Source organism: Streptomyces sp. NPDC048411 (assembly GCF_040704695.1).
Lineage (GTDB): Bacteria > Actinomycetota > Actinomycetes > Streptomycetales > Streptomycetaceae > Streptomyces.
The window spans coordinates 134,409-160,649 of sequence record NZ_JBEZKL010000001.1; the positions used below are offsets into that span (position 1 = coordinate 134,409).

A 26,241-nucleotide genomic window follows, 5' to 3' on the forward strand; every position below is an offset into this window, starting at 1 on the left:
GCCCCGTCACCCGGATTTACCGGTGTCCGGCGGGCTGCGTGCTGTGCCAGTCCGGGTGCCCGGGCATCGGCGGGGTCTTCTCGCCGTACAGCCAGCCGTCGAAGAATGCGGTCAGGTCGCGTCCCGCAATCTCTGACGCCAACCGGACGAAGTCCGCCGTGGTCGCGGCGGAGTCACGGTACGTACTCACCCAGCGGCGTTCCAGCCGGTCGAAGGCGCTCTTTCCGATCTCCTGTCGCAGCGCGTAAAGGATCAGCGCGCTGCCGTCGTACACCACGGGCCGGAAAAGGCTGATCTTCTGTCCCGGCGAGGGCGCGGCGGGACGGGCGGGCGGGCCTCCGACTGCGCGCCAGCTGTCGGACCGGGTGTAGGCGTCGCGCATCCGGTTCTCCAGCGACTTCTTGGCGTGCTCCTCCGCGTAGCGGGCCTCGTACCAGCTGGCATGTCCTTCGCTGAGCCAGAGATCGGACCAGGTCTGCGGGGAGACGCTGTCGCCGAACCAGTGGTGGGCCAACTCATGGACCATGATCGAGTCGACGTACCACTGGGGATATGCCGTGTTGGTGAACAGGGTCCGTTCGAAAAGTGTGAGTGTCTGGGTCTCCAGCTCGAAACCGGTCTCCGTGTCGGCGACCAGCAGTCCGTACGTCTCGAAGGGGTACCGGCCGACCTGGCGCTCCATCCATTCCAGCTGTCCGGGCGTCTTCTTGAGCCAGGGCTCCAGGCGGGCGGCGTCCGCGGCCGGCACCACATCACGAACCGGCAGTCCGTGCGGCCCGGTCCGCTTCCGGACGGTCGAGTGCCCGATGGAGACCTGGGCCAGTTCGGTGGCCATGGGGTGCTCGGTCCGGTACGTCCAGGTGGTCGAGGCGCCGTGCCGCACCGTGCCGGCGGGCAGGCCGTTGGCCACCACCGTCAGGTCCTTGGGGGCGGTCACCCGGAAGGTGAAGTAGGCCTTGTCGGCGGGGTGGTCATTGCTGGGGAAGACCCGGTGCGCGGCGTCGGCCTGGTTGGCCATGGCCAGGCCGTCAGAGGTGCGCAGCCAGCCGCCGCTGTCCTGGTCGCCGCTGGGGTCGCTGGTGTGCCGGACGGTGATCCGGAGTGGTGCTCCGGCGGGCAGCGTGCCGGGGGGTTCGACGACAAGGTCCTCGCCCGTGACGGCGAAGTCGGCGTGCAGGCCGTTGACCACGACAGAACGGACAGTGCCGCGGGTGAAGTCGAGGTTGATCCGGTCCAGCGGCTCGGTGGTCCGCGCGTCGATCGTGGTGACGGCGTCCAGGGGTTCGCTGTTGCTGCCGTGGTAGGTGAATCCGATGTCGTACGAGAGGACGTCGTACCCCGGGTTGCCGAGGGTGGGGAAGAGTGAATCTCCGATACCGAGCGGCACGGGTGAGGGCAGGGTGGCGGCAACGAGGGTGGCCGATGCAGTGGCCAGCAGGGCGGCCCGCAGGCGGCGGGGGATGAACGGCATGGACTACGGCTATCAGCGACCCGTACGGGGACGGGCGCGGCACGCGCCACGCCACTCGAACGAGGTCGCCGGGACAGCTGGGCGCCGCGAAGGACTGGTTCAGACGGCGGCGGCCGGGTGCTGGGCCCGGTTCACGTCGTACACCCCCGGTACGTCCCGCATCGAGCGCATCAGTGCGGGCAGTCCGGCGGCGTCCGGGAGCTGCAGGGTGTAGGTGTGCCGAACACGTTGTTCGCTGGGCGGTTCCACGGTGGCGGAGATGATCGCCGCGTCCGCCGACGCGATGGCCTCGGTGAGATCGGCGAGCAGCCCTGGCCGGCCGAAGGACTCGGCAACCAGGGTGACCCGGCACTCCGCCGCGTCGCCCCAGCCCACCGTGACGGGCGTCCGGCCCGCTGCCTGCATCCGGGCCACCCCGGGACACTCTCGCCGGTGCACGGTGACGACGCCGCCGCGCACGGTGAATCCGGTGACGTCGTCGGGCGGTACGGGGGTGCAGCAGCCTGCGAGCCGTACGGTGGCGTCCGACATGCCCACGACGGCGGTCGCCGCGCGGCGTGCGGCCCGGTTGGCTCCGGCGTCCGACAGGTACGCCGGCTGCAGCTCGGGCCTGCGGCCCGCGGGCTGGCTGCCGTACGTCCCCGGGGCACCCTCCGGGTGGACGTCGAGCCACCCGGTGATGGCGATGCGCGCGGCGGGCGTACGGGCGTGGTCGAGCCAGTCCGGTGAGGGGCCGGAGGCGGTGTCCTCGGCGAGCAGCAGCTGCACGGTGTCCCCGTCGCTGAGCACGGTGGAGAGCGTGGCGAGCCGGCCGTTGACCCGGGCCCCGATACAGCTGTGGGCCTCGTCGCCGTACTGCGCGTAGGCGGCGTCGACGCAACTGGCGCCGGCGGGGAGTCCGAGCGTGCCGCCATCGGTGCGGAAGACCGTGATCTCCCGGTCCTCGGCGAGGTCGGCTCGGAGGGTGGTCCAGAAGGTGTCCGGGTCGGGCGCGGACTGCTGCCAGGCGAGGAGCCGGGAGAGCCAGCCGGGCCGGGTCGGGTCGGCGCGCTCGCCGTCCGCGGGTTCGGCCTGCGGCAGCGTGGAGGTGCCGTCCGCGGTGTAGGGGTTGCCGAGGGCGATCACGCCCGCCTCGGCGACCTTGTGCATCCGATGGGTCCGGATGAGGACTTCCGCGACCGCGCCCTCAGCGCCCACGACAGCGGTGTGCAGCGACTGGTACAGGTTGAACTTGGGAGCCGCGATGAAGTCCTTGAACTCGGAGATCACGGGGGTGAAGCAGGTGTGGAGCTCGCCGAGGACGGCATAGCAGTCGGCGTCCTCGCCGACGAGCACGAGCAGCCGCCCGAAGTCGGTGCCGCGCAGCTCTCCGCGTTTGATCCTGACACGGTGCACGGAGACGTAATGGCGGGGCCTGATGAGGACTTCTGCGGGGATGTCGGCGTCCCGCAGCACGGTTCTGACGTTCTCCGCGATGGCGGAGAGGGGGTCGTCGGTGGCGCCCGGGGAGCCGGATTCCGGTGCCGAGGACGCGGCGATCAGTGCCCGGGTGTGCGCGTACTCCTCGGGATGGAGGATCGCGAAGACAAGATCCTCCAGCTCGGTCTTGAGTGCCTGCACCCCGAGCCGTTCGGCGAGCGGGATCAGCACGTCACGGGTGACCCTGGCGATCCTCGCCTGTTTCTCCGGGCGCATCACGCCGAGGGTGCGCATGTTGTGCAGCCGGTCGGCGAGCTTGATCGACATGACCCGGACGTCGTCCCCGGTGGCGACCAGCATCTTGCGGAACGTTTCGGGTTCGGCGGCCGCCCCGTAGTCGACCTTCTCCAGTTTGGTGACGCCGTCGACGAGATAGCAGACCTCGTCGCCGAATTGTTCCCGCACCTGATCGAGGGTCACCTCGGTGTCCTCGACCGTGTCGTGGAGCAGCGAAGCAGTCAGTGTCGTGGTCTCGGCCCCGAGCTCGGCGAGGATCAGCGTGACCGCGAGCGGATGCGTGATGTAGGGCTCGCCGCTCTTGCGCATCTGCCCCCGGTGGGAGGACTCTGCCAGGACGTAGGCCTTGCGGAGGACGCTGAGGTCGGCGTCCGGGTAGTGGGCCCGGTGGGCCTCGGCGACGTGGCCGATCGCGTCGGGCAGCCGGTCACGGGAGACCGGTCCGAGCACGGCGACGCGGCCGAGCCGACGGAGATCGATCCGGGGACGGCCTCGTCTGCGGATGGGAGCACCTGGGTTGGTGGCCTCTGCGCTCATGGGGGCACCTCCGGCAAACGTCGACCGGCGGTGGGGAAGTGCGGACGCGCCTCCGGGCCGGTGCTTGATGCTACCGACCCCACCACGTGGCGGAGTGCCGCTCTCGCTCAGCGTGAAACGGATCACCCATTCGAGCGAAGCTCTAGCCGGTCACCGTTTCGAGCCAGGCCGGATCGATCTTGCCCTCGGCGACGATGACAGCGGCTCCGGTCATCTCGATCTCGCCGTCCGGCCGCTCGGTGATCACGAGGGTGCCACCCGGCAGATCGACGGTGTACGTGACCGGGGTGCCGGTCTCGGCGGGGTCCGCGCCGTCCCTGCGGGCGGCGGCGACGGCCACGGCGCAGGCGCCGGTGCCACAGGAGCGGGTCTCGCCGGAACCGCGTTCGTGGACCCGCATCGCCACATGGCGCGGTCCGCGGTCCACGACGAACTCGATGTTGACGCCGTCGGGGTAGACGGCGGCAGGGCTGAACGGCGGTACGGAGAACAGCTTGCCCGCGTGTGCCAGGTCGTCGACGAAGGCCACCGCGTGCGGGTTGCCCATGTTCACGTTGCGGGCGTCCCAGCTGCGGCCGTCCACGGTGACCGTGACGCCGTCCTCGGGGAGCTGGGCGCGCCCCATGGAGACCGTGATGTCGCCGCCCTTGGCGAGGTGGACCTTCTTCACGCCGCCGCGGGTCGCGACCGCGAGGTCGCCCTCCTCGACAAGTCCGGCGCGTTGCAGATAGTGGGCGAAGACCCGCACGCCGTTGCCGCACATCTCGGCGATCGAGCCGTCGGCATTGCGGTAGTCCATGAACCACTCGGCGTCGGCCGCCATGGTCCGCGCCTCGGGGTGTGCGGCGGACCGCACGACGTGCAGCAGCCCGTCACCGCCGATACCGGCCCGTCGGTCGCAGAGCCGGGCGACGACGGATGCGGGCAGGTCGACGGCGTTGTCCGGGTCGGGAACGATCACGAAGTCGTTCTCGGTGCCGTGACCCTTGAGGAAGGGGATCTCCGAGGTGCTCACAGGGCAACTGTACGAGGCCGCGCCGAGAGCGGACGAAGCCGGGCCGAACGATGGACGGGCGCGGCTGTGGACAGATGACGGGGGATGCGAGCCCGGACTCAGCGCAGTCGCGCCACGCGCCAGATGGCCAGCGCGACCAGTGCGCCGCACACGGCCACGTACAGGGCGATCACCCGCCAGTCGGGGCGCTCCCCCGAGCCCCGGGCCGGCAGGCCCGGCCAGGTGTGGCCGACACGGCGGGCGGCCATCATCCCCCAGCCCGCGGCGCAGCAGCTGATCAGCAGACCGAGCATGGCGACGACCGCACCCCCGTCGCCGAACTCGAAGGCGAGCGGGAAGGCGAACATCAGAGAACCGACCGCGGCAAGCATGACGATCGGAGCGAGCTGCCAGATCCTCAGACGGCGCGCGGGCCGCAGTTCGACCTCGACCTCAGGGGTCACCTGGGGCTCATCGGGCCCATCAGGGCTCAGGCGTCCCGCCTCGTGCTGCGTGTCCGGTGCGTCTTGTTCTGTGTCGCGAGGGCCGGCCTCCATCGCCACGCGCCCTCCCAACTCGGACTCCACTGGTCGATCGATGCTCGATGATGGCACGCTCCCGGTCGCCTTAATGACGGGCAGGGCTTCCCGATGCCATCACGTGATCAGGCTGTAACCGCTCGTTCGACCAACGCCAGCGCCCGGTGCGGGAGTTCCCCGCGGTGCTCCTCGGCGCCGCTCAGCCAGTGGACGCGGGGGTCGCGGCGGAACCAGGAGTCCTGACGGCGCGCGAAGCGTTTGGTGGCACGGATCGTCTCGGCGCGCGCCTCGTCCTCCGTGCACTCCTTGGCCAGTGCGCCGAGCACCTGCTGGTAGCCGAGCGCACGGGAGGCGGTGCGCCCCTCACGCAGACCGCGGGCCTCCAGTGTGCGCACCTCGTCCACGAGCCCTGCCTCCCACATCCGGTCGACCCGGAGGGCGATGCGTTCGTCGAGTTCGGGGCGGGCCACGTCGACGCCGATCTGGACCGCGTCGTAGACCGCTTCGTTACCCGGGAGGTTGGCCGTGAAGGGCTTCCCGGTGATCTCGATGACTTCGAGGGCCCGGACGATGCGGCGGCCGTTGCTCGGCAGGATGGCCCGGCCCGCCTCGGGGTCGGCGGCGGCCAGCCGGCCGTGCAACGCCCCTGAACCGTGCTCCGCCAGTTCCTGTTCCAGCCTGGCGCGTACCCCGGGGTCCGTGCCGGGGAATTCCAGTGCGTCGATCGCACCCTTCACGTACAGCCCCGAGCCGCCGACCAGAACCGGGGTCCGGCCCTCGGCGAGCAGCCGGTCGATCTCGGCTCGGGCCAGCCGCTGGTACTCGGCGACGCTGGCCGTCTCGGTGACGTCCCAGATGTCCAGCAGTCGGTGGGGTACGGACCCGCGCTCGGCGAGCGTCAGCTTCGCGGTGCCGATATCCATCCCCCGGTAGAGCTGCATGGAGTCGGCGTTGACCACTTCGCCACCGAGCTGCTGGGCCAGGAATACCCCCAGATCGGACTTTCCGGCTGCAGTGGGACCGACGACGGCGATGACCCGCGGTGCGGGAGATGGACTACTCACTGCCCCAGTCTCGCAAATGTCCAGCCCTCTCCCCGAATGGGCTACGTGACGGCACGGAGCCGGAGTCGTTTGCTGTTCCGAGGTGTCGCGCGCCGGTTCGGACCGACCCCCGCCCGCCAGGCGGCCGGATGGCCGTAGGCCCGACGAGGGCTGACGGACGAGAGCCCGAGTGGCGCAATGGGCCGCTCCAGGCGGCGCGGAATGTCGATCACACGAGTAAAATATGGAGAAAATATGGGCGTTTTTTCATGGTTTCGCCGTTCGTCCTCCGGGGCGGTCGAGACGTCGGCCGAGGAAGCCGCAGCACCGGCGGACGAGGCGTCCGAGGTCGCCGCGTCGGCGTCCGGGGCGACGGTGGACGAGTCGGTGACATCCACCGGGTCGGAGTCCTCCGAGGGCGTGGAAATCCCGAAGCAGCAGTCGGCCGACGAAGCGGCGGACAACGCGGCCGGAGACAACGCCCACACATAGTCCCCCAGCAGGGAAGGTGTCCGATGGGCTTCATGGACAGTCTGAAGGCCAAGCTGAGTCCGGCGAAGGGCAAGGTCGGCGACCTCGCGCAGAAGCATGGGGACAAGATCGACCATGGGATCGACAAGGCAGCACGGACGGTCGATCAAAAGACAAAGGGCAAGTACAGCGACAAGATCGATTCCGGCTCGCAGAAGGCCAAGCATGCCATTGACCGTCTGTCCCACATGGGCGAGGCCGGTACGCCGCCACCGGCTTCCTGACCTCGGCACCTCGACCTGATCACCGTGGACGGCCGTGGAGCGGCATCGCTCCGCGGCCGTCACGTGCGTGCCCGGCCCGGAACCCTCCGACCCGGTCCGAGAGCAGCCGGATCCGGCCTCAGGACCAGGTGGCGACCATGTATCCGACGCCGTACGGAGCGTCCTCGTAGAGCAGCCGCCCGCTCAGCCCGGCCCCTTCCGCCGCACCCGCCAGCACCTGCCACGGCGCCCGGCCCGCCGCCTTCAGTTCGTACGCCAGTGACTCGTCCAGCGCACTCAGCACGGCGAGGTCCGCGGCGCCCAGGGCCCGTGACACCTCCATGTCGAACGAGAGGGCGCGCTCGTCCAGATAGCCGGGGGCCTTGACTGTGCGGCAGGCACTGCCGTCCCCCATCACCAGCATGGCCACGCGGTGGGCCCTGGCCGCCAGCTCCCGTCCGGTGCTCGCGCAGCGCCCGGCTTCGAGCGACTCCCCCACGCCCAGGCCCTCGATCGGCGCGTCCGCCCACTTCGCACGGGCAAGCAGCCACGCGGCGACGGAGAGGGACGGCGGAAGCGGGCGCACCGCCGCAGCGCCCGGGTCTCCTCCGAGCCCGAGCCGGACGTCGAGATCGACGCCGAAGCCCTTGAAGGATCCCGGGGCCCCCTCGGGATGCGGCCCGCGGCCATCGGGATCCGCGGGCCCGATCACGATCAGCAGGTCGGGGCGGGCCGCGGCGAGCACGCCCAGGGCATCGATGCACGCGGTCCTCGCGGCCAGGAGCTCTGGCGCGGCTCCTGCGGCGACCTCGGGTACCAGCACGGGCGGACAGGGGCAGACAGCTGCGGCGACAAGCATGCTGGGCAGCGTACTGCGTCAGCCGATTCCCGCCGTTTCCCCGTCCGTTCCGGCCGCGGGTCCGTGCCCCTTCCCCTACGAGGTCAGTCGCACCCGCAGCCGGGAGCCGCCGCGGGCGGCAACGGCGCCGGGGCGCCGATGCCGGGCAGCCCGAGCATCACTCCGGCCGGCTTGGTGGCCTCGGCGACGGTGCGCTTCTCCCAGGCGTCCCCGGACCGGGTTCGCCTCACACCGAGCGGCGCGCCCTCGGCGAGCAGGTGGTGCGGGGCGGCGTAGGTGATCTCGACCGTCACCACATCGCCGGGGCGCACCTCCTCGTCCGGCTTGGTGAAATGGACCAGGCGGTTGTCGGGAGCACGGCCGGAGAGACGGTGTGTGGCGCCGTCCTTACGGCCCTCGCCCTCAGCGACCATGATCTCCAGGGTGCGGCCGACCTGCTTCTTGTTCTCGTCCCAGGAGATCTCCTCCTGGAGGGCGGCCAGGCGCATGTACCGCTCCTGGACAACCTCCTTCGGGATCTGCCCCTCCATGTCGGCAGCCGGGGTTCCGGGGCGCTTGGAGTACTGGAAGGTGAAGGCGTTGGCAAAGCGCGCCTGACGGACCGCGTGCATGGTCTGCTCGAAGTCCTCCTCCGTCTCGCCGGGGAAGCCCACGATGATGTCGGTGGAGATGGCGGCGTCCGGCATCGCGGCGCGCACCTTCTCGATGATGCCGAGGAACCGCTCCTGCCGGTACGAGCGCCGCATCGCCTTCAGGATCGTGTCCGAACCCGACTGCATCGGCATGTGCAGCTGCGGCATGACGTTCGGCGTCTCGGCCATCGCCGCGATCACGTCGTCGGTGAAGTCGCGGGGGTGCGGCGAGGTGAAGCGGACCCGCTCCAGGCCCTCGATCTTCCCGCAGGCGCGCAGCAGCTTGGAGAAGGCCTCGCGGTCGCCGATGTCGGAGCCGTACGCGTTCACGTTCTGGCCGAGCAGGGTGATCTCGGAGACTCCCTCGGCGACCAGCGCCTCGATCTCGGCCAAAATGTCGCCGGTGCGGCGGTCCTTCTCCTTGCCGCGCAGCGCCGGGACGATGCAGAAGGTGCAGGTGTTGTTGCAGCCGACGGAGATGGAGACCCACGCGGCGTAGGCGGACTCGCGGCGGGTGGGGAGGGTGGAGGGGAAGGCCTCCAGGGATTCGGCGATCTCGATCTGCGCCTCCTCCTGAATACGGGCGCGCTCCAGAAGCACCGGGAGCTTGCCGATGTTGTGCGTTCCGAAGACGACGTCGACCCATGGGGCCCGCTGGACGATCGTGTCGCGGTCCTTCTGCGCCAGACAGCCGCCGACCGCGATCTGCATCCCGGGCCGCTTCGTCTTCATCGGGGCAAGCCGGCCGAGATTGCCGTAGAGCTTGTTGTCCGCGTTCTCCCGCACCGCGCAGGTGTTGAAGACGACGACATCGGCGTCACCGTCGGCGCCCTCGGGCGCACGTACGTACCCCGCGCCCTCCAGCAGCCCCGACAGCCGCTCGGAGTCGTGGACGTTCATCTGGCACCCGTAGGTGCGCACCTCGTACGTTTTCAAACCCTCTACCTCGCTCATCTCGTCCACCAGGGTACGAGGTCGTACGGACACCCAGGGCCTCTCTTCCACAGGACCGGCCCTGGCCATCACGAGGAGTGAACTGGCAGGATCGCGCCATGCTCCACGCACTGTCCCGTATCGGCCGCCGACGCACCCTTCAGGGGGGCGCCGTCGTTGCCGTCGTTCTCGGGCTGATGCTGTGGTGGGTGCTGCCGCTCGGGGATCCGCCGCCGAGCGGATCTCTGACCTTCAGCACAGGGGTACGCAGCGGGGTCTACCAGCGCTACGGCGAGCGCCTCGAGGGAGCCCTCGCCAAGGACCTGCCCAAGGTCTCGATTCGGCTGCAGACCAGCGAGGGCTCCCAGCAGAACATCGAGCGGGTGGCGACCGGGAAGGCCGACTTCACCATCGCCACGACCGATGCCCTCGCCACGTATCTGCGGGACGGCAAGGCAGGGGCCGACCGGCTGCGCGGCTGTGTCCGGCTGTACGACGACTACATCCAGCTGGTGGTGCCCTGGGACTCGGACGTGCAGACGGTCTCGGATCTCGCCGGCAAGCGGGTCGGGGTGGGGCAGGAGGGTTCGGGCGTGCGGCTGGTCGCCGACCGGCTGATGACCGCCGCGGGTCTTGATCCGACGCACGGCATCACTCCGGTCCCGGCCGGGATCGACACGATGCCGACGCAGTTGCAGAACGGTCTTATCGATGCCTTCTTCTGGTCCGGCGGGCTGCCTACCACCGCTGTGCAGGAGCTGTCGGACCGCTTCCCGATCAGGCTCGTACCCCTGGAGGCATCGCTGATCAAGCGGCTGCGGGCCGGTGGCGGCCCCACTCGCTACTACCGCTCGGCCGTGATGCCCGCCGACGCGTACCGCAGCGCCCAGCAGGGATCGCCCATCACGACGGTGGCCGTCGCCAACGTTCTGGTCACCACGGACCGCACCGATCCGGCGATGACCGAGGCGTTCACCCGGACGGTGATCGACAGCCGGGACCGCATCGGAAGCGAGGTGCATGCGGCGCAGTTGGTGGACCTGCGGACAGCGATCTACACCGATCCGCTGCAGCTGCACGACGGGGCCAGACGCTACTACCGGTCCGTCAAGCCCTGAAGCACTCCGGCGGGGCGCGCCGTCGTGGCACCCGGTACCGGAGTCAGTCGCTCGGACCGTTGCGCGGAACCGCCACCGTCACCCGCAGTCCGTGCGGCTCGTGCGGGGCGTAGGAGAGAGAGCCGCCGCCCGCGGCAAGCAGTGCGTGGGAGATGGATAGCCCGAGACCGGACCCCTGCACGTTCTGGTGCTGGGCGCTGCGCCAGAACCGGTCGCCGATCCGCTCCAGCTCCTCATGGGTCAGCCCCGGGCCGCGGTCGGCGACGGCCACGGTGACGGTGTCGCGGCCGGCGGCGACGGTGACACGGACCTCTTCACCGGCGGGGGTGAACTTGCACGCGTTGTCGATGACGGCGTCGAGGGCGCTGGAGAGCGCGATGGGGTCCGCCCAGGCTGTCACGGCGGACGCCCCGTCGGCTGTCAGCCGTACACCGTTCTCCTCCGCGAACGGGCGCCAGGAAGCCACCCGTTCCGCGGTGAGCGCGCCGATGTCGGTGAGCTGGAGGTCGGCCGCGGCATGCTCGGCCAGCGCCAGGTCCAGCAGGTCGTCCAGGACCTGCCCGAGGCGCTTTCCCTCCGTGCGGACGGAGGCGATCTCCTCGTTCCCCTCGGGGAGTTCAAGGGCGAGGAGTTCGATGCGCAGCAGCAGCGCGGCGAGAGGGTTGCGCAGTTGGTGCGAAGCGTCGGCGACGAAAGCGCGCTGCTGCTCCAGCACTTCCTCGACGTTGTCGGCCATCTCGTTGAACGAACGGGCCAGGCGTCTGAGCTCCGGCGGACCTCCCGATGCCGCCACCCGGGACCGCATCCGGCCGCTGGCGATGTCGTGGGTCGCCGCGTCCAGGGTCTGGACGGGCAGCAGGACCCAGCCGGTGAGCCGGATCGCGGCACCGACGGCCACCAGCATCGCGACCACTTCGCCGGCTGCGATCAACAGCCAGCCGCGCAGCGTGTGGGTGCGCATCCCACCGGTGGGCGAGTCGAGGACGACGACGGCGACCACATCGCCGTCCCGTACGACGGGCGAGGCGACGACGACCCGGCCGCGCTGCCAGGGCCAGACCTGCGGCGGATCATGACTGCGGCGCCCGAGGAGCGCCTCCCTGAACGCCTCGCGGCCCGCCCCCTCGACAGGGAGCTGCCAGTCGGCCGGTGCCTTCGCCATGGCGGTGTCGTCGCGGTAGAAGACGCCGGCCCGGATTCCGTACACCGAGTCGTACGTCTCCAGCTCCGACTGGAGCACGCGGCGCCGTTCGTCGTTGCTCCCGGTCGGTTCCGTGACGAACTGGGCCAGTGCGGCGAAGCGCGCCGTGTCGTCGATGCGATCGATCACGACGCCCTGCTGCTGGGCGGCGGCCACGCTGACGGCCAACGGAAAGCCGAGCGCGAGCAGCACGGCTGCCATGAGGATGATGAGCAGGGGGAGGAGACGGGTACGCACCGGGGCCGTACGCCTTTACGCGGACGGGGCGACGAGGCGGTAGCCGACCCCGCGCACGGTCTCGATCAGTGCGGGCAGCCGCAGTTTGGAACGCAGGGACGCGACATGCACTTCGAGCGTGCGTCCCGTTCCCTCCCAACTCGTGCGCCACACCTCGCTGATGATCTGCTCCCGGCGGAACACCACGCCGGGGCGCTGGGCGAGGAGTGCGAGCAGATCGAACTCCTTGCGGGTGAGCTGAACTTCGGCGCCGTCGACACTGACCCTGCGGGTCGGCAGCTCGATGTGGACATGCCCCAGGCGCAGCTCCGCGACGGGCGTCGGCACCGTGTCCTCGCCGGCCGAGTTGCGCCTGCTGACCGCGTGGATACGCGCGAGGAGTTCACCGGTGTCGTACGGCTTGACCACGTAGTCGTCCGCCCCGAGGTTCAGACCATGGATCCTCGACCGGACATCGGCCCGCGCGGTCACCATGATCACGGGAATGGAACAGCGCTTGCGGATCTTCCCGCAGACCTCGTAACCGTCCTGGTCGGGCAGCCCGAGGTCGAGGAGCACGACGCCGAAGGGCTCCGTGTCCGCCGGCAGCAGGGCCTTCAGGGCCTCGTCGCCGCTGCGCGCGTGCACGACCTGGAAACCGTGCCGGGCGAGCACCGCGGACAGGGCGGCCGCCACATGGTTGTCGTCCTCGACGAGCAGCAGTCTCATGGCCCCCCTTCCTCTCCGCTGTTGTTTCGGGGCGCGGTCTTCCCGCACTCCCCGGCGCCTGTCCATCTTCCCGGCACTTCCCCGTACCGAGGCGTTTCACGTCATCACGTACCAGGGCATCCACTCCGATGACCAGTACGCCAGTCAAGGCCCTTCCTGTTACATCAGGGTTTCCGTTATGCACCCGGTACGCCCCCGGTACCCCTCCCACCGTCCCGTTCACGCGGAGTGTCCGGTTGCCGCCGGATCGTTATGCTCAATTTCCGCTCAGATGTGATGACGGTGGTCGCACTCCGTCACTAGGGTCCTTTCCAACCGAGGAGGACGGAGCAAGAAGCCGATGAGCGGAGTTTCAGTGAGCAAGGCCGCCGAGGATGCCGTACCCACGGCGAACGACCTTGTCGTACTGAGCAACGTCAACAAGCACTTCGGCGCGCTGCATGTGCTCCAGGACATCGACCTGACCATCGCGCGCGGCGAGGTCGTGGTCGTGATCGGGCCTTCCGGGTCCGGAAAGTCCACGCTGTGCCGCACGATCAACCGCTTGGAGACGATCGACTCGGGCGCGATATCGATCGACGGCAAGCCGTTGCCCCAGGAGGGCAAGGAGCTGGCCAGGCTGCGTGCCGATGTCGGCATGGTCTTCCAGTCGTTCAATCTCTTCGCGCACAAGACGGTGCTCGAGAACGTGATGCTGGGGCAGCTCAAGGTCCGCAAGGCGGACAAGACGGCCGCCGAGGAGAAGGCCCGTTCGCTGCTCGACCGGGTGGGCGTGGCGACGCAGGCCGACAAGTACCCCTCGCAGCTCTCCGGAGGCCAGCAGCAACGCGTGGCCATCGCGCGGGCGTTGGCGATGGACCCCAAGGTCATGCTCTTCGACGAGCCGACGTCCGCGCTCGACCCGGAGATGATCAATGAGGTGCTGGAAGTCATGCAGCAGCTCGCCCGGGACGGCATGACCATGGTCGTCGTCACCCACGAGATGGGCTTCGCGCGCTCGGCGGCCAACCGTGTCGTCTTCATGGCGGACGGGAAGATCGTCGAAGAGGCGACGCCCGACCAGTTCTTCAGCAACCCGCGCAGTGACCGGGCCAAGGACTTCCTCTCGAAGATCCTGCACCACTGATTTCCGGATCAGCTGTTCACTCTCATCACGTCATCGCTTCAACTCTAGGGAAGTTCACCATGCAGCTTCGTAAGGTCACCGCCGCATCGGCCGCCGTGCTCGCGCTCGCCCTCACCGCCACCGCCTGTGGCTCCTCCGACGACAAGGGTGGCGACTCGGCGGGCGGCGGCAAGAAGATCACCATCGGCATCAAGATCGACCAGCCCGGTATCGGTCTGAAGACGCCTGACGGCAAGTACACCGGCTTCGACGTCGACGTCGCCACGTACATCGCCAAGGAACTTGGTTACGACGCCAAGGACATCACCTTCAAGGAGACCAAGAGCGCCGACCGCGAGACGGCGATCGAGCGCGGGGACGTCAAGTTCATCGCTGCCTCCTACTCGATCAACGACGAGCGTCTGCAGAAGGTCGACTTCGCGGGCCCGTACCTGCTGGCGCACCAGGACATCCTGGTCCGTGCGGACGACGACTCGTTCAAGTCCCCGGCCGACCTGAACAGCAAGAAGCTGTGCTCGGTCACCGGCTCGACCTCGGCGCAGAACGTCCACGACAAGCTGGCCCCCAAGGCTCAGCTGCAGGAGTACGGCGGCTACTCCGAGTGCCTCACCGGCCTGGAGAACAAGGCTGTCGACGCACTGACCACCGACGACAGCATCCTGGCCGGTTTCGCCTCGCAGAAGGACTTCCAGGGGAAGTTCAAGCTGGCCGGCTTCAAGATGAGCAACGAGAACTACGGCATCGGCCTGAAGAAGGGCGACGCCGACCTCAAGAAGAAGATCAACGACGCGCTCACCAAGATGGTCTCGGACGGTTCCTGGGACAAGGCGGTGAAGGCCAACTTCGGTCCGGCGAACTACAAGAACGAGCAGGCCCCGAAGATCGGCAACATCGTCAAGTGAAGCAGGGCTGACCCGGCGCGCCGTCCGTGAACGGCGGCGCGCCATGCCCTCCTACACGCGGAAGCGCGGGAGATCGTGTTCGACTTTCTTGAAGGTTACGACCTGTTGGGGGCTTTCTGGGTGACGGTGCAGCTCGCCGTCTACTCCGCCCTCGGCTCCCTCATATGGGGAACGCTGCTGGCCGGCATGAAGGTCAGCCCGGTCCCCCTGATGCGCGGTTTCGCCACCGCCTATGTGAACGTCGTCCGGAACGTTCCGCTGACCGTCATCATCGTCTTCTCGTCGCTGGGTCTCTTCCAGACGCTCAACATCAGCCTCGGGGCCAGCGATTTCAAGGACATCAACTTCCGGCTCGCGGTGCTCGCGCTGATCGCCTACACCTCCGCGTTCGTCTGTGAGGCGCTCCGGTCGGGCATCAACACCGTGCCGGTCGGCCAGGCGGAGGCGGCCCGCGCCCTCGGACTGAGCTTCACCCAGGTACTGCGGCTGATCATCCTCCCGCAGGCCTTCCGCTCGGTCGTCAACCCGCTGGCCAATGTGCTGATCGCGCTCACGAAGAACACCACGGTCGCCGCCGCCATCGGTGTGGCCGAGGCCGCCTACCTGATGAAGGGCATGATCGAGGCCGAAGCGCAGCTGATCCTGATCTCCGCGGTCTTTGCGTTCGGATTCATCTGTCTGACCCTCCCGACCGGCCTGATCCTCGGCTGGGTGAGCAAGAAGGTGGCGGTGAAGCGATGACTTCCGTCCTCTATGACGCCCAGGGGCCGCGCGCCAAGCAGCGCAACATCGTCTACACGGTCCTGTTCCTGCTCGTCGCCGCTGCCGCCGTGTGGTGGGTCTACGACAGTCTGGCCTCCAAGCACCAGCTCGACTGGATCAAGTGGAAGCCGTTCTTCACCAGCTCCCAGCCCTGGCAGACCTACATCTGGCCGGGCCTGCAGAACACCCTGAAGGCAGCTGCTTTCGCCCTGGTCATCGCGCTGCCGCTGGGTGCCCTGTTCGGTATCGGCCGGCTCTCGGACCACCGGTGGGTGCGGATGCCGGCCGGCGTCGTCGTGGAGTTCTTCCGCGCCATCCCGGTGCTGATCCTGATGATCACCGCGAACGCGGCGTACTCCGAGTACACGACCATCAGCAGCGAGTCCCGCCCCCTGTACGCCGTGGTCACGGGTCTGGTGCTGTACAACGCCTCGGTGCTCGCCGAGATCGTTCGGGCCGGGATCCAGTCCCTGCCCAACGGACAGACGGACGCGGCCAAGGCGATCGGCATGCGCAAGAGCCAGACCATGCTGTACGTGCTGCTTCCGCAGTCGGTGACGGCCATGCTGCCCGCGATCGTCAGCCAGATCGTCGTCATCGTGAAGGACACCGCCCTCGGCGGCGCGGTGCTGACCTTCCCCGAGCTGCTGGCCTCGGTGCGTCCGATGAGCGCGAACTACGGTGCGAACACCATCGCGTGCTTCACGATCGTCGCCGTGCTCTACGTCGTGGTGAACTTCGCGCTCACCTCGTTCGCGAGCTGGCTGGAGAGAAGGCTGCGGCGCGGCAAGAAGAGCACGGGCGCCGTGGCCGGTGCCGCACCTGGCGGCGGTCTGGAGACCATCGGTGCGCCGGCGCTCATTGTCGATGACGGACGCGCCGTCTGACGGTTCGTCGGCAATCTGTGCGCAGGGGCGCCGGTGCATGCACCGGCGCCCCTCGCCGCGCCCGGTTGTCACTTGACGCAAGCACCGGCAGTGGGTTGCATACGTTCTGTGACCGCCGACCGAGCCCCCGCTTCCGCTTCCACTCCTCCGACCGCACGGGCCCAGGGAGTCGCGCCGTGGACCCGGTGATTGTCGTCGGCGCCGGGCCCGTCGGCCTGACGCTGTCGCTCGCCCTCGCCGCGCAGGGCGTTCCCTCCGTCGTCCTCGACGAGGATCCGGGGAGGGACGAGACCCGTCCCGCCCGGACGGTGGTGCTGCGCGAGGACACCGCGGCCCTGGTGGAGCGGCTCGGGTGCAAGGCGCTCCGGAACGAGGGTGCCCGCTGGACGGGCTGGCGCTCCATGCGTCGCAAGCAGTTGGTCCGCGAACTGCGCCTCGGCGAGGACTCCCCGTACGGTGATCCGCTCCCGGCCCCGCTCCATCTGCCCCAGCACGCCCTGATGCGCGGGCTGCGGGCCGCGGTCGCCGGGCAGGAGCTGGTACATATGGCGCCGCTCAGCCGGATCGACACCCTGGAGCAGGATCCGGCCGGGGTCACGGTGCACACCAGGGAACCCGATTCGACCTGGTGGCGCGGGAGTTACCTGGTCGGCTGCGACGGCGCCAGATCCACCGTCCGCAAGCTCCTGGACGTCCGGTTCCCGGGGCGCACAGCAGTGGAGCGGCACGCCGTCGCCGCACTGCGCACCGAACTGCCCTGGCCGGGCAAGGCCGTGCTGCACCGGCTGCCGCCGTGGCGCACCGGGGGTGCCGAGGTCACCGCGCGCCCGCTGCCGGACGGTGCGTGGCGGCTGGACTGGCTGCTCCCGCCACGCGGCGAGCTCGTCACCCCCGACGCGTTGATCACCCGGGTGCGGGACACTCTCGCGGGCTGGTGCGGCGGCGAGACCCCGCCGTACGAACTGCTGGACACGGGCGTGTACACGCTGCATCACCGACTGGCCAGGCGCTGGCGGGTCCAGCGGGCCTTCCTTGCCGGGGACGCCGCCCATCTGCTCGGTGCACTCGGTACGCAGGGACTCGACGAAGGGCTGCGGGACGCCGAGAACCTGGCCTGGAAGCTGGCGCAGGCCTGGCATCACGGCGCCTCCGACGTGCTGCTCGACAGCTACCAGGCGGAGCGCCGGGCCGCGGTCGCCTCCCGTCTGCGCGCGGCGGACCAGTCGCTGCCGATACTGCGGGGCGGCGGAGGGCTACGGAGCATCGTCCCCGGGAGCGCACGGGGGCACGATTCACTGCTCGCCGACGGTCACCTGGGGTGCGGCCCACTGGGTGCGCCCCCCTCGTACTCGCACTCCCCCCTTGCGCCTGCGTACGCCGAGGCGCACACGTCAGTGGGCACGCCCCCGGGCGCGCCGGTCGACGATGTACGGGTGACGGCGCCCGACGGCACGACCGTACGGCTGCGCGAGCGGCTGGGGCGAGGCCGTCTGCTGGTCGTGCTGGTCGCTCCGGGGACCGGGGTGTGGGACCGGCGCCACTGGTTGACCGCGGGGGTGATGCCCCGGCTCGTCGAGTCGGTCGACGCCCTGCCGGTGACGGGGGAACTGCTGGTTGCCGAGGCCTACCCGGGTGCCCCGGCCCATACCGTGCTGCTGATCAGGCCGGACGGACATCTGGTGGCATCGTTCGGCGGGGTCCGGCCCGCGGAACTTTTCGCTGCGGCGGAGGCGGTGCGCGGCGGCGCGCCACGTGCCTCCGTACACTCCGACCAGACCGCAGACATCAATTGACCCCCACGGGCAGCACATGGTGTACTCCGAAATGTGACCGACACCGATGTGCGCCTGTGGCGGAGGGTCCATATGGACCTCGTCCGCTATGCGGGCTGTGTGTGTCACCCGTCCTGCTGAACCGCCTCTCCCTGCCGCGGCGTGCGCTCTGCCGCACGCCGGGCATCACGCGCGAACTCTCAGGACGGTCCCTGTGTCTGCCTCTCCCCCGCCTTCTGTACGCACGCCTTCTTCCGGCCCGGACTCCGGTGCTGATCCCACGGCTGCGGAACTGCTCGACTTCGTCCGTCGTACGGCGGCGGACCCCGGTCTGATCGCCTCGCTCCCCCTCGATCCCGAGGGCCGCACCTGGATCCGGCTCGACGGACCCGGCGGCAGCGAGGCCTGGCTGATCGGCTGGCCGCCGCGCACCGGCACCGGCTGGCACGACCACGCCGACTCGATCGGCGCTTTCACCGCCGCGGCCGGCACGCTCACGGAGCATTCGCTCGCGGCCAGGCTGCCCGCCGACGGCTGGAAAACCCTCGAACTGGCCGAAGGCGTCGACCGGTCCCGGCAGTTGGCGACCGGCCGGGGCAGGGCATTCGGCCGGCACCATGTGCACGAGGTGCTGAACGAATCCGGCACCGAGCATGCGGTCTCGGTCCACGCGTACTATCCGCCGCTGCCGCAGATCCGGCGCTACAGCCGTACCGGTGCGCTACTCCGTCTTGAGCAGATCGAACGCCCGGAGGACTGGCAGTGAGCGACGAGCGCGACAACGGTGCGGAGCGGGTAGGGATCGACGAACTGCTGGAGCGGGTTCGGGCCGGATACGACCGCATCGGTCCGCACGAGGCGATCGCCGCCGCAGCGGACGGCGCCCTGCTGGTGGACATACGCTACGCGGCGCTGCGCGAGCGGGACGGGCTGATTCCGGGGGCGCTGGTCGTCGAGCGCAACGAGCTGGAGTGGCGGCTCGACCCGCAGGGCAGCCATCGCGCGCCGGAGGCGGTCAGCCACGATCTGCGGGTGGTGGTGGTCTGCAATGAGGGGTACGCGTCGAGTCTCGCGGTCGCGTCCCTGAGGCAGTTGGGGCTGCGCCGGGCGACCGATCTGATCGGCGGGTTCCAGGCGTGGCGGGCGGCGGGGCTGCCGGTCGGCGCCTGACCGGTGGCGGGCCCGGCCGCGCTGCTCCCTGGGCTGTTCCGCCCGCCACCGGCCCGCGGTGTCACTGCTTGGACGTCGCCACCTCCACCGGGCTGACCTTGAGTGCCAGTCGGCCGGGCAGCGTCGAGGCGACGAGTGCCAGCAGTGCGGCTGCGCCCACCACTGTCGCGTACACCGACGGCAGGACGGTGGGCGCCGCACTGTCGGTCATGCCGATGCTGAAGGCGGTCAGCACGGCGAGAGCGATGCCGGTGCCGAGGACGGCGGCGATCAGCAGAACCGACAGGGCTTCGATGCGGAGCATCCGCAGGACCTGGCGGCGAGTGGCACCGGCCAGCCGGAGCATGGCGAACTCCCGGATCCGCTCGGACACCGACATGGCGAGGGTGTTGACGACCGCGATCGCGGTGAAGGCGAGAACCAGGCCCATGGCCAGATAGTTGACCTCTGCGTTCTGCTGCTGCCGGTCCGCCTGGAGCCGGTCGGCGGTGGCAGGGGCGAGCACGGCGATGCCGGGGAACTTCCGCACAGCGGCAACGAGCCGGCTGCGGTCGCTGTCTCCCGCGACCAGGACCGTGGCGGCGAGGGGGTTGTCCATGTGACGGGCGATCAGGTCGTGGGGCAGGGTCAGATCGCCGAAACCGAGGCCGCGGGTGTAGACCGCGGCGACCGTGAGGGTGGTGGGTGTGCCGTCGCCGAGGTGCACAGTCAGCTCACTGCCGGCGTGCAGCCCCAGCTGTTCGGCGGCGAGTTCACTGATCGCGGCGGTATCGGGACGGGCGGCGAAACCGGCGAGCGAGCCGCTGGTCACCTCGGGGTCCCAGGTGTGGGTGAGACCGGCCTGGGTGACGCCCTGAGCCGTGAACTTCTCGAGGCCGACCCTGACCGTGGTCCGTACGACCTCGGTGGCGGCCGTCACACCCTGTGTCCTGCGCACGGTCTCGGCTGCGGCGGACGGGACCCCGGGCCCCTGGGAGGAGAGGACCCAGGTGGCACGGGTTCCTTCGCGGGCCTGGGCGCGGGCGGCGTCACCGAGGGTCGGCTGGACGAAGAGAACCGTGCAGGTCATCGCGATGAGCAGGGTGAGCGGGGTGACGACGGCGGCCATCCGGATCGAGTTTCCACGGATGTTCGCGGTGGCGAGAGTGCCCCCGGAACCGGTCAGCCGGAGCGGGCCCTCGAGCAGTGTCGCCGTCACCTTGACGAGCAGCGGTCCGAGCAGCGACACGGCCGTGGCCAGCACCACGACGGCCAGAAAGGTGACGGGGGTCGAGGCCGCCTCGGTGCGCAGGCTGCCGAGTACGGCGACGAGCGCTCCGCCGCCCGCGAGCAGCACCAGACCTGCGGCGATCCGGACCGTGGCCGGGCGCTCGCGCTCGACCGTGGACTCGGCCATGGCCTCGCCGGGGCGGATACGGGCGATCCTGCGGCCGGAGATCCTGGCGGCTGCCCAGGCGCCGAGGAGCGTGACGGCGAGGGCGGCGAAAACCGGGAAGACGCCCGTGGTGCGCTCCAGCGACGGCGGGATCGCACCCATATCGATGAATCGACTGTGGAGCCAGCCGGCGAGCGGCAGTCCGGCGAGCGATCCGAGCACACCGGCCACGGCCCCGACGGCCAGCGCCTCACGGCCAAGAAGACGGCGGACCTGGCGCGGTGTGGCGGCGATGGCGCGCAGCAGGGCCAGTTCACGGTGGCGCTGCTGGATGGAGAGCGCAAAGGTGCCGACGACCACGAGGATCGCGACGAGGAGTGAGGTGCCACCCATCGCACCGCCCATGGAAACGAGCTTGATCCGGGCGCCCGCGGCATCCAGGAACTCGACGGGGCCGCGGTCGTCGCCTGTGGACACCTGCGCGGTGGTGCCCCTGAGCGCCTGCTCCACCTGCTGCTTCAGCCGGTCGAGGTCCGTGCCCGGCGCGGGCACCACACCGAGGGCGGTGACCTGGCCGGGACGGGCGGAAAGGCGGGCAGCCTCGGCGCCGGAGAAGAAGAGGGAGGTCTGCTGCCGGAGGTCGCCGCGGTGGGCCGGGGCCGCGACACCGCTGATGCGGTACGGGCGGGGAGCGCCGGTGGACTGCACGGTGAGCCGGTCTCCGGGCTTCAGGCCGGTCCGCTCGGCGAGACCGCGGTCGATCACCACGTCGTCGGCGGAGACGGGGGAACGGCCTGCGGTGAGAGCGAAGGGCGTGAGAGAAGCGGAGGCCCAGGAGTGTCCGTAGGAAGGCGTGGAAGATGGAGTGGTCTTGCCGGCAGGCTTGCCGGCGGACTGGGCAACGGGCACGGCGAGGAAGGTGAGTTCGGGGACCACCTTGCGTACGCCGTCCATGTTCCGGATCCGGTCCGCGGTGGCCGCGGGGAGCCAGGCACGCTCAGCGACGGGTTTCGCCTTGTGCTTGACCTTCGTCTTCCCGTTGCCCTTGTGCTTGACGGTGGTCCGGTGGACATTCTGGTCGGCGGAGACGATGAGCGGAGCGGCGGCATAGCGCTCGGTCGCGATCCGTCCGCGCAGGCCGGTCTCCAGGAGCGTGCCGCAGGCGGTGACAAGGGCAGCGGCGCACATCAGGGCCAGCAGGGCGCCGAGGAACCCGCCCTTGCGGTCTCGGATCGTCTGCAATGCGTAGCGCAGCATCATGATGCGTCCGTCTCTCTCGTGAGGTTGTCGGCCGCAAGGGGCGGGGCCGGGAAGGCGAGCAGCCGGGTGTGGACCGTGCGGGCGCCCGGCGGAGTGTCGGCATCGGACCGCTTGTAGCGGTTCATGAGGGCGATGTACTCCTCGAAGAACGCGCGGAGTTCGGGGAGCGTGAGCCGGATGGTGCCGCGCGAGTACGGGAACGCGTCGGCCCACTCGCCCCGTTCACCGCCGTCGCGCTGAAGCTGATCGAAGAGGGCGAGGTCGGCGGCGTATGCATGGCGGTTCAGCTCGTCCATGGCGAGCCGTACCTCGGGGCTCTGGCGGGACCGGGGCGGGAAGCGCCGGTCGCCGGGAACGGCCCGCCACCACCTCGCCCGACGCCCGTCCGGCTCCTCGGCCGGGATGTCCTCCACGAAGCCGTACCTGGCCAGTTCGCGCAGGTGGTAGCTGGTGGCCCCGGTGTTCAGCCCGAGGGCGCGGGCAAGGATCGCGGACGTCGCGGGACCGTGCAGGGTGAGGTGCTGAAGGATCTGCTGCCGCCTCGGCTGTGCGAGCGCTCGGAGAGCGGCCAGCTCTGTGATGTCGGTGCCACCGGACTTCTCTGCCATGCGTCACACAGTGCTCTGTGCACAGGTACCTGTGCACTGGAGCACGTCGGCGTCTTCGTGCGGGGGTTTTCCCCCGGCAGCCGCTGTCCCGCCTTCCCCCGGAACCGCTCCGGAACCGACCCAAGACCGACCCGGGACCGACCAGGATCCGACCCGACACGCACCCGAATGGCTCACTCCGGTGGAGCACATTCACCACAAGGCAGACATTCACCTCATACAAGGAACCGATATGACGGAGATGCCACACAGATGCCGACCACCGCCCTCACCCCCGACCAGCTCGACCGTCAGGCCGCCCGCCTCCACGACACGGAGGCCTGGCAGCAGATCGTCACGGGCTGGGACATCACCGTCCCCGAACCGGTGCGTTCCGCCTCACCCGGCTCCGTGCCACACCCGGCGGACCGGCATCCGGCCGACTGGCACGATCTGCTGTCCGTGACCGTCGATCAGCTGATCGCCGACTCGGTCCGCTCCGTGCCCCCGGCCGCCCCACGCGAGCGCCCCCTCCCCGGGCGCCTCGGCGCGATCCTCCCCGATCGGTTCCACAGCTGGCGCCGCATCGGGCAACCCGAACTGCGGCCCTCCACCCACCTCGCCTACGCGCGGCAGATCCTGATTGAGTGGGGATGGCAGAACGCCCCGTACCGGCTGCGGAACGCCCGCGGCGCCCGATGCGTCTGCGGCGCTCTCCTCACCGCACACCGCCTGGGCTACGGCTCCCTCGGCACCGTGGACCGGGCCGGCGCCTGGATCGTCGCCGAGCTTCGCTCGCAGGGCTGGACCGACCTGATCGGCCCCTGGAACCGGCACCCGGGCCGCACCGCGGCGGATGCTGTGGCCCTGCTGGACGCCACCATCCGCCGCGCCTCACATGCCGGACAGTGACCGCCGCGCCTCCCCCGACCCGCAGCAACCCCCGGCGTGCATACTGCCACCGGGCACGCCCACTGCGCCCAACGCTCGCGCCGTGTACATCTGCTGCGTACATGCCCCCTGCGTAAGCAGCCCTGCACATCCCGATAGCAACGCCGTCAGAACGGCTCGTCCAGGCCTTCCGTGTCCTCGCCCTCTGCTTCGAGTGCCTGGCGCACCACACGCAGGGCCATCCCCTCCCCGTACCCCTTGCGCGCGAGCATGCCCGCAAGGCGACGCAGCCGCTTGTCGCGGTCCAGTCCGCGAGTGGAGCGGAGTTTGCGCGCGACGAGTTCGCGGGCCGTCTCCTCCTCCTGCTCGGAGTCGAGCTGCCCGACGGCCTCGTCGATCACCGCCGAGTCCACCCCCTTGGTCCGCAGCTCCCGGACGAGAGCGCGGCGGGCCAGCCCCCGGCCGTGGTGCCGGGACTCCACCCAAGCGTCCGCGAACGCCGCGTCGTCGATCAGCCCGACGTCCTCGAAACGCGACAGCACCTCTTCGGCTGCCTCGTCCGGGATCTCCCGTTTACGCAACGCATCCGCAAGCTGCTTGCGGGTGCGCGGGGTCCCGGTGAGCAGCCGCAGACAAATATTGCGCGCCTGCTCGACCGGGTCTCGCGGCTCCCCCTCCCCGGCCCTCGACGAGGCAGGGGAGCCGCTGTTCCTGGAGCGGGAGCGGGCACGACTGTCCGCCCCCTCGCCGAATCGCCCGCCCGAGCCGGTTCCGTGACCGGGACCGGCCTCCGGCCCGTATGCGGACTCGGACGCGGAATCGGCCGTGCGCCCGGCGGCTCCTGGGCCGGGACGGGCGCCGACAGCGCTGTCCGGCCACTCCGTACGACGCGTCACGGTCTAGCTCTTGACCGCCGCAGCCTTGGCCGGCTTGGCCTTGCCGGCCGAAGCGGGCACCGACTTCGCGCCGTCGGCCGGAGCCGCAGCGCCGCCCGCCGCGTCCGCACCGGGCTCGACGCCCAGAGCCGCGTCCGCCCTGACACCGATGCCCAGCTTTTCGAGAATCTTCTTCTCGATCTCGTTGGCGAGGTCGGGGTTGTCCTTGAGGAAGTTACGGGCGTTCTCCTTGCCCTGGCCGAGCTGGTCACCCTCGTACGTGTACCAGGCGCCCGCCTTGCGCACGAAGCCGTGCTCCACGCCCATGTCGATCAGACCACCCTCGCGGCTGATGCCCTGGCCGTAGAGGATGTCGAACTCGGCCTGCTTGAACGGCGGCGCGACCTTGTTCTTGACGACCTTGACGCGGGTGCGGTTGCCGACCGCGTCGGTGCCGTCCTTCAGCGTCTCGATGCGGCGGATGTCAAGGCGCACCGATGCGTAGAACTTCAGCGCCCGGCCACCGGTCGTGGTCTCCGGGGAGCCGAACATCACACCGATCTTCTCGCGGAGCTGGTTGATGAAGATCGCGGTGGTCTTGGACTGGTTGAGCGCGCTGGTGATCTTGCGGAGCGCCTGGCTCATCAGACGGGCCTGCAGACCCACGTGCGAGTCGCCCATCTCACCCTCGATCTCCGCGCGCGGCACGAGCGCCGCGACGGAGTCGATGACGATCAGGTCGAGAGCACCCGAACGGACCAGCATGTCCACGATCTCGAGCGCCTGCTCACCATTGTCCGGCTGGGACAGGATGAGGCTGTCGATGTCGACGCCGAGCTTCTTCGCGTACTCGGGGTCGAGGGCGTGCTCCGCGTCGATGAAGGCCACCGAGCCGCCGAGCCGCTGCGCATTCGCCACCGCGTGCAGCGTCAGTGTCGTCTTGCCGGAGGACTCCGGCCCGTAGACCTCCACCACACGGCCGCGCGGCAGTCCGCCGACGCCGAGGGCGACGTCGAGTGCGGTCGACCCGGTGGGGATCACCTCGATGGGCTCGTTCGGCCGCTCACCGAGGCGCATCACCGCGCCCTTGCCGAATTGCCGTTCAATCTGTGCGAGTGCGGCGTCCAGCGCCTTCTCGCGGTCGGTTCCTGCCATGGGTTCCACCCGATTTGCTTGAGTCGATCGCTTCACGTCAAAGACGCTAACCCCTGCCACTGACAATGGGCCTCGACGTCCTCCCGGCCTGTGGACAACTCCACGGTCGGGCCCGGGAAAACCCGGCCGGAATCCCATGAGAATGGATGTTCGATTTCAGTGTCAAGCGCACCGCACCGGACCGGCCCGCCCTCAGAGTAGCGCGCTAGCATCACACGCTCAGGGAGTCAAGAAAACATGATCAATCTCATGCTGGATTCTGGCCATATGGGAACATCGCCGGCAAAAAGGGCGGCCCTGGTCGCCGGCGCCACGCGCGGTGCGGGCCGAGGCATCGCCGTTCAGCTGGGAGCGGTTTCGGAGCGACTGTCCACGTGACCGGGCGGACGACCGGGACCCAACGGTCGGAAATGAGTCGGAGATGAACCGTCCGCAGACCATCGATCACAGCGCGGACGGCGTCGCCAAGGCGAACCGGCGCGACACGATCGCACACGCGCCGCATTTCGCCCTCTCCGAGAGTCCCGCATTCGTCGGCCGGGCAGTGGCCGCGCTCGCGCAGGACCCGGAGGTCGCATGCTGGAACGGGCAGTTTCTGTCCAGCGGGCAGTTGGCGCAGGCCCACGGCTTCACCGACCTCAACAGCAGGCGCCCCGACGCCTGGTGGTACGTCCCCGAGGTCCAGGACGCGAGCCTGTCGGCCGACGTGACGGGCTGTCGCTGAGCCCGCCCGCGGACCGCACCCCCACGCCCCGCA

The 26,241-nt window shown here is 69.7% G+C and carries 25 protein-coding genes and 1 pseudogene; 13 read left to right on the plus strand and 13 right to left on the minus strand.

Annotated features, from left to right (window positions below; all coding sequences use genetic code 11):
* Window positions 1-16: 16 nt before the first annotated feature.
* From AB0915_RS00570 to miaA, 5 genes are all read right to left on the minus strand, one after another.
* Window positions 17-1,471 carry a M1 family metallopeptidase gene (locus AB0915_RS00570; protein WP_366688969.1) on the minus strand — a complete coding sequence of 485 codons (1,455 nt, stop codon included), beginning with the start codon at window positions 1,469-1,471 and terminating at the stop codon, window positions 17-19.
* A gap of 99 nt (window positions 1,472-1,570) precedes the next feature.
* Window positions 1,571-3,724, minus strand: a complete 2,154-nt coding sequence (locus AB0915_RS00575; protein ID WP_366688970.1) for an HD domain-containing protein — start codon at window positions 3,722-3,724, stop codon at window positions 1,571-1,573.
* A 142-nt stretch (window positions 3,725-3,866) separates the two neighbouring features.
* Window positions 3,867-4,739, minus strand: coding sequence for a diaminopimelate epimerase (gene dapF, locus AB0915_RS00580; RefSeq protein WP_366688971.1), 873 nt, complete (start codon window positions 4,737-4,739; stop codon window positions 3,867-3,869).
* A gap of 98 nt (window positions 4,740-4,837) precedes the next feature.
* Window positions 4,838-5,275 (minus strand): hypothetical protein, encoded by a 438-nt coding sequence (locus AB0915_RS00585; RefSeq protein WP_366689017.1) that lies wholly within the window; start codon window positions 5,273-5,275, stop codon window positions 4,838-4,840.
* Window positions 5,276-5,382: 107 nt separating this feature from the next.
* Window positions 5,383-6,321 carry a tRNA (adenosine(37)-N6)-dimethylallyltransferase MiaA gene (gene miaA / locus AB0915_RS00590; RefSeq protein ID WP_366688972.1) on the minus strand — a complete coding sequence of 313 codons (939 nt, stop codon included), beginning with the start codon at window positions 6,319-6,321 and terminating at the stop codon, window positions 5,383-5,385.
* Window positions 6,322-6,555: 234 nt separating this feature from the next.
* Here miaA and AB0915_RS00595 point away from each other — a divergent pair, with 234 nt between their 5' ends.
* Together AB0915_RS00595 and AB0915_RS00600 are read left to right on the plus strand one after the other, a co-directional pair.
* The gene (locus AB0915_RS00595; RefSeq protein ID WP_366688973.1) at window positions 6,556-6,792 is read left to right on the plus strand and encodes a hypothetical protein; all 237 of its coding nucleotides are present in this window, start codon (window positions 6,556-6,558) and stop codon (window positions 6,790-6,792) included.
* A 23-nt stretch (window positions 6,793-6,815) separates the two neighbouring features.
* Window positions 6,816-7,055, plus strand: coding sequence for an antitoxin (locus tag AB0915_RS00600; RefSeq protein ID WP_366688974.1), 240 nt, complete (start codon window positions 6,816-6,818; stop codon window positions 7,053-7,055).
* A 118-nt stretch (window positions 7,056-7,173) separates the two neighbouring features.
* Here AB0915_RS00600 and AB0915_RS00605 read toward each other — a convergent pair whose 3' ends face one another.
* Together AB0915_RS00605 and miaB are read right to left on the minus strand one after the other, a co-directional pair.
* The gene (locus AB0915_RS00605; protein WP_366688975.1) at window positions 7,174-7,893 is read right to left on the minus strand and encodes a class III extradiol dioxygenase subunit B-like domain-containing protein; all 720 of its coding nucleotides are present in this window, start codon (window positions 7,891-7,893) and stop codon (window positions 7,174-7,176) included.
* Between the two features lie 83 nt (window positions 7,894-7,976).
* Window positions 7,977-9,479 (minus strand): tRNA (N6-isopentenyl adenosine(37)-C2)-methylthiotransferase MiaB, encoded by a 1,503-nt coding sequence (miaB, locus tag AB0915_RS00610; RefSeq protein WP_366688976.1) that lies wholly within the window; start codon window positions 9,477-9,479, stop codon window positions 7,977-7,979.
* A gap of 98 nt (window positions 9,480-9,577) precedes the next feature.
* Here miaB and AB0915_RS00615 point away from each other — a divergent pair, with 98 nt between their 5' ends.
* Window positions 9,578-10,576, plus strand: a complete 999-nt coding sequence (locus tag AB0915_RS00615; RefSeq protein WP_366688977.1) for a TAXI family TRAP transporter solute-binding subunit — start codon at window positions 9,578-9,580, stop codon at window positions 10,574-10,576.
* A gap of 43 nt (window positions 10,577-10,619) precedes the next feature.
* Here the strand turns inward: AB0915_RS00615 and AB0915_RS00620 are convergent, their stop codons facing one another.
* Window positions 10,620-12,014 (minus strand): HAMP domain-containing sensor histidine kinase, encoded by a 1,395-nt coding sequence (locus tag AB0915_RS00620; protein WP_366688978.1) that lies wholly within the window; start codon window positions 12,012-12,014, stop codon window positions 10,620-10,622.
* A gap of 15 nt (window positions 12,015-12,029) precedes the next feature.
* Window positions 12,030-12,722 (minus strand): response regulator transcription factor, encoded by a 693-nt coding sequence (locus tag AB0915_RS00625; protein WP_366688979.1) that lies wholly within the window; start codon window positions 12,720-12,722, stop codon window positions 12,030-12,032.
* Between the two features lie 340 nt (window positions 12,723-13,062).
* On the opposite strand from AB0915_RS00625, the gene AB0915_RS00630 reads away from it, so the two are divergent.
* The 8 genes from AB0915_RS00630 (at window position 13,063) to AB0915_RS00665 (ending at window position 19,341) form a co-directional block, all read left to right on the plus strand.
* Complete coding sequence (locus AB0915_RS00630; RefSeq protein ID WP_366688980.1) at window positions 13,063-13,848, plus strand: amino acid ABC transporter ATP-binding protein; 786 nt, start codon at window positions 13,063-13,065, stop codon at window positions 13,846-13,848.
* 59 nt (window positions 13,849-13,907) lie between these two features.
* Window positions 13,908-14,750: a glutamate ABC transporter substrate-binding protein gene (locus AB0915_RS00635; protein ID WP_366688981.1), complete on the plus strand. Its 843-nt coding sequence runs from the start codon at window positions 13,908-13,910 to the stop codon at window positions 14,748-14,750.
* A gap of 75 nt (window positions 14,751-14,825) precedes the next feature.
* On the plus strand, window positions 14,826-15,491 hold the full coding sequence (locus AB0915_RS00640; RefSeq protein WP_366688982.1) for an amino acid ABC transporter permease: 666 nt from the start codon (window positions 14,826-14,828) through the stop codon (window positions 15,489-15,491).
* Window positions 15,488-16,399, plus strand: a complete 912-nt coding sequence (locus AB0915_RS00645; RefSeq protein WP_366688983.1) for an amino acid ABC transporter permease — start codon at window positions 15,488-15,490, stop codon at window positions 16,397-16,399. Before AB0915_RS00640 ends, AB0915_RS00645 begins: the two co-directional genes overlap by 4 nt.
* 176 nt (window positions 16,400-16,575) lie before the next feature.
* On the plus strand, window positions 16,576-18,192 hold the full coding sequence (locus tag AB0915_RS00650; RefSeq protein WP_366688984.1) for an FAD-dependent monooxygenase: 1,617 nt from the start codon (window positions 16,576-16,578) through the stop codon (window positions 18,190-18,192).
* A gap of 72 nt (window positions 18,193-18,264) precedes the next feature.
* Window positions 18,265-18,312 (plus strand): hypothetical protein, encoded by a 48-nt coding sequence (locus AB0915_RS00655; protein ID WP_317987190.1) that lies wholly within the window; start codon window positions 18,265-18,267, stop codon window positions 18,310-18,312.
* Between the two features lie 73 nt (window positions 18,313-18,385).
* Window positions 18,386-18,937 (plus strand): cysteine dioxygenase, encoded by a 552-nt coding sequence (locus tag AB0915_RS00660; protein WP_366688985.1) that lies wholly within the window; start codon window positions 18,386-18,388, stop codon window positions 18,935-18,937.
* The gene (locus AB0915_RS00665) at window positions 18,934-19,341 is read left to right on the plus strand and encodes a rhodanese-like domain-containing protein (protein ID WP_366688986.1); all 408 of its coding nucleotides are present in this window, start codon (window positions 18,934-18,936) and stop codon (window positions 19,339-19,341) included. Before AB0915_RS00660 ends, AB0915_RS00665 begins: the two co-directional genes overlap by 4 nt.
* Before the next feature lie 61 nt (window positions 19,342-19,402).
* Here the strand turns inward: AB0915_RS00665 and AB0915_RS00670 are convergent, their stop codons facing one another.
* Both AB0915_RS00670 and AB0915_RS00675 read right to left on the minus strand, forming a co-directional pair.
* Entirely contained in the window at window positions 19,403-21,976 is a 2,574-nt protein-coding gene (locus AB0915_RS00670; protein ID WP_366688987.1) for an FtsX-like permease family protein, read from the minus strand.
* Window positions 21,973-22,584 (minus strand): helix-turn-helix domain-containing protein, encoded by a 612-nt coding sequence (locus AB0915_RS00675; RefSeq protein WP_366688988.1) that lies wholly within the window; start codon window positions 22,582-22,584, stop codon window positions 21,973-21,975. Before AB0915_RS00675 ends, AB0915_RS00670 begins: the two co-directional genes overlap by 4 nt.
* A gap of 252 nt (window positions 22,585-22,836) precedes the next feature.
* Between AB0915_RS00675 and AB0915_RS00680 the strand changes: the two genes are divergently transcribed.
* Window positions 22,837-23,475, plus strand: coding sequence for a hypothetical protein (locus AB0915_RS00680; protein WP_366688989.1), 639 nt, complete (start codon window positions 22,837-22,839; stop codon window positions 23,473-23,475).
* A gap of 146 nt (window positions 23,476-23,621) precedes the next feature.
* Here AB0915_RS00680 and recX read toward each other — a convergent pair whose 3' ends face one another.
* Window positions 23,622-24,350: a recombination regulator RecX gene (gene recX, locus AB0915_RS00685; RefSeq protein WP_366688990.1), complete on the minus strand. Its 729-nt coding sequence runs from the start codon at window positions 24,348-24,350 to the stop codon at window positions 23,622-23,624.
* A gap of 3 nt (window positions 24,351-24,353) precedes the next feature.
* A complete protein-coding gene (recA, locus tag AB0915_RS00690) occupies window positions 24,354-25,484 on the minus strand; it encodes a recombinase RecA (RefSeq protein ID WP_366688991.1) in 1,131 nt (376 codons plus the stop codon).
* Window positions 25,485-25,923: 439 nt separating this feature from the next.
* Between recA and AB0915_RS00695 the strand changes: the two are divergent.
* A pseudogene (locus tag AB0915_RS00695) lies at window positions 25,924-26,208 on the plus strand (short-chain dehydrogenase); the annotation flags it as partial.
* Between the last annotated feature and the right edge of the window lie 33 nt (window positions 26,209-26,241).

Bases quoted from the DNA above. Each gene is read 5' to 3' on its own strand.
- AB0915_RS00570 (WP_366688969.1), bottom strand. From the start codon at position 1,471: ATGCCGTTCATCCCCCGCCGCCTGCGGGCCGCCCTGCTGGCCACTGCA.
- AB0915_RS00575 (WP_366688970.1), bottom strand. From the start codon at position 3,724: ATGAGCGCAGAGGCCACCAACCCAGGTGCTCCCATCCGCAGACGAGGC.
- AB0915_RS00585 (WP_366689017.1), bottom strand. From the start codon at position 5,275: ATGGAGGCCGGCCCTCGCGACACAGAACAAGACGCACCGGACACGCAG.
- AB0915_RS00595 (WP_366688973.1), top strand. From the start codon at position 6,556: ATGGGCGTTTTTTCATGGTTTCGCCGTTCGTCCTCCGGGGCGGTCGAG.
- AB0915_RS00600 (WP_366688974.1), top strand. From the start codon at position 6,816: ATGGGCTTCATGGACAGTCTGAAGGCCAAGCTGAGTCCGGCGAAGGGC.
- AB0915_RS00605 (WP_366688975.1), bottom strand. From the start codon at position 7,893: ATGCTTGTCGCCGCAGCTGTCTGCCCCTGTCCGCCCGTGCTGGTACCC.
- miaB (WP_366688976.1), bottom strand. From the start codon at position 9,479: ATGAGCGAGGTAGAGGGTTTGAAAACGTACGAGGTGCGCACCTACGGG.
- AB0915_RS00615 (WP_366688977.1), top strand. From the start codon at position 9,578: ATGCTCCACGCACTGTCCCGTATCGGCCGCCGACGCACCCTTCAGGGG.
- AB0915_RS00625 (WP_366688979.1), bottom strand. From the start codon at position 12,722: ATGAGACTGCTGCTCGTCGAGGACGACAACCATGTGGCGGCCGCCCTG.
- AB0915_RS00630 (WP_366688980.1), top strand. From the start codon at position 13,063: ATGAGCGGAGTTTCAGTGAGCAAGGCCGCCGAGGATGCCGTACCCACG.
- AB0915_RS00635 (WP_366688981.1), top strand. From the start codon at position 13,908: ATGCAGCTTCGTAAGGTCACCGCCGCATCGGCCGCCGTGCTCGCGCTC.
- AB0915_RS00645 (WP_366688983.1), top strand. From the start codon at position 15,488: ATGACTTCCGTCCTCTATGACGCCCAGGGGCCGCGCGCCAAGCAGCGC.
- AB0915_RS00670 (WP_366688987.1), bottom strand. From the start codon at position 21,976: ATGATGCTGCGCTACGCATTGCAGACGATCCGAGACCGCAAGGGCGGG.
- AB0915_RS00675 (WP_366688988.1), bottom strand. From the start codon at position 22,584: ATGGCAGAGAAGTCCGGTGGCACCGACATCACAGAGCTGGCCGCTCTC.
- AB0915_RS00680 (WP_366688989.1), top strand. From the start codon at position 22,837: ATGCCGACCACCGCCCTCACCCCCGACCAGCTCGACCGTCAGGCCGCC.
- recA (WP_366688991.1), bottom strand. From the start codon at position 25,484: ATGGCAGGAACCGACCGCGAGAAGGCGCTGGACGCCGCACTCGCACAG.